Genomic DNA, 5,685 nt, shown 5'->3' on the forward strand with positions numbered 1-5,685 from the left:
CCTCCAGCGCCGCCGTCAACGTCGCGCGCGCCGCGAGCGCGGCGAGCGGTGCGGCCACGAAACGCGCCGCCTCGCGCAATCGATCCGCCTCGGCAGGCGTGAAGGGATGTGTCCCGATCCATCCGAGGGTCGGGCCGTCCGGTCGCGTTCCGATCGTATCCTCGTGGATCGGGCCGGGCGCGAGGCTGCCGAGCCAGCGCCGGCCGGCGTCGCCGGATCCGACCATATCGGGCATTGCAAAGGGTTGTTCCGGCGCGAACCCGAGCGCCTCGATGACCTCGCCATTGCCGGCTCGCCACAACCAGGTGCGCCTTGCGATCAGCGGGTGTGGAACTTCGAGCGTCAGCGCGCCGCCGACAAGCGGCAGGCCATCCGTGATAAGGTGGCTGCCAAGGTCCGCCAACAACCGGTTGGCGCCTGCGGTCTCGGCTGCGGCGTCGACCAGCCAGCTCAGTGTCGAGGACAATTGCATCAACCCATCATGGGGTTGACGTGCCACCCTTGTCACGAATTATCCCTGAAACCCGACCGTCCATGGAGGATCGATCGATGACTCAAGCCTTCATCGTTCAACGCGAGATCCAGATCGCCGCGCCGGCCGCAACTGTATTCGCCTTCCTGACCGATCCGCAGAAGATCGTGAGCTGGATGGGGCTGGAGGCCGAGACCGAGCTGCATCCCGGCGGGCTCTATTTGCTCAAGGGCCTCGGCAACGACCGCAACCGCGCTGCGCGCGGGGCGTTCCGCGAGGTCGTGCCGGTGCATCGCCTTGCCTACAGCTTCGGCTGGGAAGGCGGCGCGGAAGTGCCGCCGGGATCGAGCCTGATCGAGATCGACCTGATCGGCAAGGACGCCGGCACGCTCCTGCGGATGACCCATAGCGGCCTGCCGAACGCGGAGCAGTGCGCGGCCCATGACAAGGGTTGGGCGCACTACATGGGCCGCCTCTCGCGCGTGGCCGCCGGCCGGGATCCCGGGCCGGATCGCGGTCCGGCCGTCGGCAGCTAGGCTTTTGCCGCGGGAGTCCGTCGACCGCTGTGCACGACGGTCAAAGGTGTGGATGCAGGACAGGCGACGATGCCGTTTGGCCGACACATTCCGTCTGCTAATGGTGGATGGGTCTCGAGCTGGTGTCCGCGGAAAAACCGCATTCCTTGATGTCTGAACTCCCGAACCTTTCCGAGCGATTGAAACAGAAGGACATCCTCGGCTTCTTCAGCCGATCGGCCGTGGACAAGGCCTTTGCTTACCGTGCCCAGGGCCGAGTCTCCGGGTTGGAGGTCAGCGAGGATCTCACCCACGTGCAGGGGCGGGTGAGTGGAACCGAACGCAATCCCTACAGGGTCGATATCGAGCTGGAGTTCGAGGGCCGTCGATTGGTCGATCTCGACGGCAAATGCACCTGCCCGATGGCCTTGAACTGCAAGCACGTTGCCGCGACGCTCTTTGAAGCGTTGCGTTCGCCTGCGCAGGCGGCCGGTTCTGGATCGCAACAGTCACGAGGCTCCGCGGGCAACGGAGAGGCGCGACCTGAAGCGGTGTTGCCCTACCAAATCGCGGAGTGGATCGAGACAGTCGGCCGGTCGGTGCGAGATACGGACTATCCGCCCGATGTTACGCAGCGTTTGCTCTATTACTTGCAGCCGAGGTCGTCGGGGACTGGCGTACCTTGCATGGACGTGTCGCTCGTATCCGTGAAAATCCTGAAGACCGGCGAGTTCGGCCGCAAGGTGTCACAGCCGTCTCTGGGCGAATTTTCAGTCGATCGTGCTCCGAAACACTATCTCGGTTCCGACATCGACATCCTTGTCAGGCTGTCCAGCGAATTTCGGTCCGGCTATACGTTCGGCCGACGCGCTTATTCAGCCGATGTCCTGAAGCAAATCGTCGCGACGGGGCGGGCGTTCTGGCGCGATCACAGCGGTGTGCCGCTGCAATGGGGCGAGGCGCGCGATGGTCGTATCGAGTGGCGTCAGGTCAGCAGGGACGGAATCGGTCCAACGCTAATCGTCGGGGGCGCAACAGCGCTGAATGCCGAGCCGCCGGTCTACGTCGACGAAGCTGCCGGTTTGATCGCGCCGATCAGGTTGAATCTTCCGGAACGGCTGAGTAGCCGGTTTCTGCTCGCTCCCGCCATCCCGCATGCCCATGTCGCGCAAGTCGCGCAACGCCTTGGGCAGAAGCTGCCGGGCCTGGATTCCGGCTGGCTGCCCGCGCCTGCGGCCGCCCCGACCAAGATCGGCGTGGACCCGAAGCCGGTGCTTCGTCTGATGTCGGGGCACAAGGCGGCGCATGCGTATTATTATGGCGATCGGATGCCCGACCGCGTACCGGTAGCCCGCCTCAGCTTCCGCTACGGCCCGGTCGAAATCGAACGCTCGGAAAGCGCGCACCGGGTGGAGTCGTTCCAGGACGGAACCCTCTACGTCGTCTCGCGACGCAAGGCCAAAGAGAAGGCAATGACCGCAAGCCTGGCCAGTCTCGGTCTGCTGCAAGCGAGATCGGCTTTTCCGCTGCTCGACGCCGTGCACGCCTACGATCTGACCTTCACGCAGCCGACCGATTGGCTCGATTTCCTCAATGTCGATGCGGCTGATCTGCAGACGGCCGGTTTCGAAATCCTCATCGACGACGATTTCCAGTACCGGCTTGCGACGTCATCCGAGGCGTTCGACGCGGAGTTTGAGAGCAGCGGGATCGACTGGTTCGAGCTTTCGCTTGGGATCGAAATCGACGGCGAACGCCGCGACTTTGTTCCGCTTCTGGCGGCACTGCTATCGCAACCCGAATTTGCGCCCGAGAGGGTCAAGGAGCTCGCGGACGACGGCGGTAGCGTCTACCTGCCGCTGGCTGACGGCCGCTATTTGGCATTGGCGGCCGATCGCTTCCTTCCGATCGTACTGGCGCTCCACGCCTTCGAAACCATCGTCGATGCGTCAGGGAAGATCCGCCTCTCGCGCGCACAGATCGTGCCACTGCTCGGTCTCGAAGCGGATCGATTCGTCTTCAGGGGAGCAGAAAACTTCCGTCATATGGCGGGATTGCTCGGCACCCGCGGATTGCCGGTTCCGGTCCTGCCGCCCGATTTCAACGCGGCGTTGAGACCGTACCAGATGCAAGGGCTTGCCTGGCTCGAATTGCTCAGGGAAAGCAGTCTGGGCGGTGTGCTGGCCGACGACATGGGATTGGGCAAGACCGTTCAGATCCTGGCGTTGCTGGCACTTGAGAAGGCGCGCGGTCATCTGACCGATCCTGCGATCGTCGTCGCTCCCACAAGCCTGATGACCAACTGGTTCAACGAGGCGCGCAAGTTCACGCCAAGCCTGAAGGTTCTCGTGCTACATGGTCCAGACCGTAGGCAGAGTTTCGAAGTGATCTCCGATCATGATCTCGTTCTCACCACCTATCCGCTGATCGCTCGCGATCACGAGGTGCTGCTTGCCCGTGAATGGCACATCGCAGTGCTGGACGAGGCTCAAACCATCAAGAACTCCAACGCCGCGACGACCCGGAGGCTCCAGGGCATCCGTGCGCGGCATCGCTTCTGCCTGACCGGGACGCCCATGGAAAATCATCTCGGCGAGCTCTGGTCCATCATGAGCTTTGTCAATCCGGGGTATCTCGGCGATCGGGCGGCTTTCGTGCGTAACTGGCGGACTCCGATCGAGAAGCGTGCCGACGCCGGACGCGCGCGAGTGCTGACGCAGCGTATCAGGCCTTTTCTGCTGCGGCGGACCAAGCACGAGGTGGCCGCCGAGTTGCCTCCGAAAAGCGAATTCGTAGAGAGTATCATTCTGGATGGCGGCCAGCGGGAGCTCTACGATGCCATCCGTCTGTCGATGTCGGAGAAGGTCCGTAAGGCGATCCGGGAGCGCGGCCTGGCCAAGAGCCATATCATCGTGCTCGAAGCCCTTCTCAGGATGCGTCAGGCCTGCTGCGATCCTGCACTGTTGAATCTCGACGACGGCGTCAAGCGCCCGTCTGCAAAACTCGATCGGCTGATGGAGATGGTCGAGGAACTCCTGAGCGAGAAGCGCAAGATCATCGTATTCTCGCAATTTACCTCCATGCTGGCACTGATCCGCAAGCGCTGCGACGCCCTCGCGATCCGCTACAGCGTGCTGACCGGTGAAACGAAGGACCGCAGGAGCGCCATCGAGGGCTTTCAGAACGGTGCCACCGACCTGTTCCTGATCAGCCTGAAGGCCGGTGGTGTCGGACTCAACCTGACGGCTGCGGACACCGTGATCATCTTCGATCCTTGGTGGAATCCCGCGGTCGAGGAGCAGGCCATCGATCGTGCTCATCGCATCGGTCAGGACAAGGCGGTTTTTGTCTATCGGCTAGTGGCCACCGGTACGATCGAAGAGAAAATGGACGAACTCAAAGCCCGCAAGCGCGCACTCGCCGACAGCATATTCGATTCCGAAGGACGCATCGGCTCCGCGCTCACGGAGGAGGATGTGCAGGCGCTCTTTTCCGATTGAATACACTTCCTCCGGCCCGATGAAGCACGCCGAACGGGCCTTGCTTTAGGTCGGCCATTTCGAGCCGAGGATGATCGAGCAGAAGTTCATCCTTGTGTAGTTCTTGTCCTTGAGCGCCAGCACGTCGGCCTTGACGTTGCCGAAGGTGGTCAGCGGCTTCTTGATGGTGCCGCCGGCGAAATGGTCGATGATGTTTTCCTTGAAGTTGGCCTCGCGCGGATGATGCACGCAGACATGGTCGCGGTGCTCGTGCGAGAAATCGTCATAGGCGATGCCGAGCACGTCCATCTCGACGCCGGCAGTGACCAGCGCGACGGTCGGACGCATATGCTCGGGGATGCCGGGCGTGGTGTGCAGTGCGATCGAGGCCCAGACGTCGTCGATGTCGCGTTCGGCGACGCCGTAGCCCTTCAGGAAGTCGCGCGCGGCGTTCGCGCCATCGACTTCGAACCGCAGGTCCGGGCTCGCATGTTCAGCTGTGAGACCCATGTCGTGGAACATGGCGCCGATATAGAGCAGCTCGGGATCGAAGTTCAGCTTGCGGCGCTTGCCGGTCAGCGCGCCCCAGAAGTACACGCGGCGGCTGTGATTGTAGAGCAGATCGTCCTCGGTGTAGCGTACCAGCTGGGTGGCGGCGCGGGCCATGGCACTGTCGGGCACGCGGATGCCGGCGATGATCTCGGTCATTTCAAGACACTCCTCGATATGGCAAGACGATGCCGTGGCGTGCGAACACGCAGGCGCCGACGCCCGTCCTTGCGGTGTGTTTGGATCGCCTGGTGGCGTGATCCGTGGTGCTCTTGTCGCTTGGTTTGACGGGCGCTCGCAATCGACGCGCGCCGCCGGATCGGGCCAACGAGACATCGTTTCGCGCCAGTGGGCGGGGAGAAGGTATGGCGGTTCAGAAGGTGGCGATCGCGATTCACGAAGGGGTTCAGGCGCTCGATGTCGCCGGTCCCGTCGACGTATTCGCGGAGACCAACGGTTTCGTCGCTGATGGCGACGGCTATGAGACGGTGCTGGTCGGCGCCAGCCGCGAGCCGCTGCGTGCTTCGAACGGCATGAAGATTTCGGCCGACCTCTGCTTCGACGAGGCAACGGAGAAATTCGATATTCTGCTGGTTGCGGGCGGGCCGGGCCTGCCCGACGCCGCGCCGGATCCCGAACTGACGCAGTGGCTGCGCGGGGCGCCCGCGCG

At 63.2% G+C, this 5,685-nt stretch carries 4 protein-coding genes and 1 pseudogene; 3 read left to right on the forward strand and 2 right to left on the reverse strand.

Translation table 11 applies throughout. The features are described 5' to 3' along the window. Window positions 1–472 (reverse strand): annotated as a pseudogene (locus H8A95_RS41265) (adenylate/guanylate cyclase domain-containing protein); the annotation flags it as partial. 77 nt (window positions 473–549) lie between these two features. On the opposite strand from H8A95_RS41265, the gene H8A95_RS41270 reads away from it, so the two are divergent. Continuing rightward, window positions 550–1,008, forward strand: a complete 459-nt coding sequence (locus H8A95_RS41270; protein WP_229188209.1) for an SRPBCC family protein — start codon at window positions 550–552, stop codon at window positions 1,006–1,008. Between the two features lie 107 nt (window positions 1,009–1,115). Next, on the forward strand, window positions 1,116–4,487 hold the full coding sequence (locus tag H8A95_RS41275) for a DEAD/DEAH box helicase (protein WP_229188210.1): 3,372 nt from the start codon (window positions 1,116–1,118) through the stop codon (window positions 4,485–4,487). Between the two features lie 45 nt (window positions 4,488–4,532). On the opposite strand, the gene H8A95_RS41280 is transcribed toward H8A95_RS41275, so the two are convergent. Beyond that, the gene (locus tag H8A95_RS41280; RefSeq protein ID WP_229188211.1) at window positions 4,533–5,174 is read right to left on the reverse strand and encodes an HD domain-containing protein; all 642 of its coding nucleotides are present in this window, start codon (window positions 5,172–5,174) and stop codon (window positions 4,533–4,535) included. 206 nt (window positions 5,175–5,380) lie between these two features. On the opposite strand from H8A95_RS41280, the gene H8A95_RS41285 reads away from it, so the two are divergent. Continuing rightward, window positions 5,381–5,685: DJ-1/PfpI family protein (locus tag H8A95_RS41285; protein WP_229188212.1), on the forward strand; the 305-nt coding region annotated here is incomplete at its 3' end.

This window comes from Bradyrhizobium oropedii (assembly GCF_020889685.1).
Taxonomy (GTDB): domain Bacteria; phylum Pseudomonadota; class Alphaproteobacteria; order Rhizobiales; family Xanthobacteraceae; genus Bradyrhizobium; species Bradyrhizobium oropedii.

What these genes read in the sequence shown, in the direction of transcription:
- H8A95_RS41270 (WP_229188209.1), top strand. Translation starts at nt 550, where the DNA reads ATGACTCAAGCCTTCATCGTTCAACGCGAGATCCAGATCGCCGCGCCG.
- H8A95_RS41275 (WP_229188210.1), top strand. Translation starts at nt 1,116, where the DNA reads ATGGGTCTCGAGCTGGTGTCCGCGGAAAAACCGCATTCCTTGATGTCT.
- H8A95_RS41280 (WP_229188211.1), bottom strand. Translation starts at nt 5,174, where the DNA reads ATGACCGAGATCATCGCCGGCATCCGCGTGCCCGACAGTGCCATGGCC.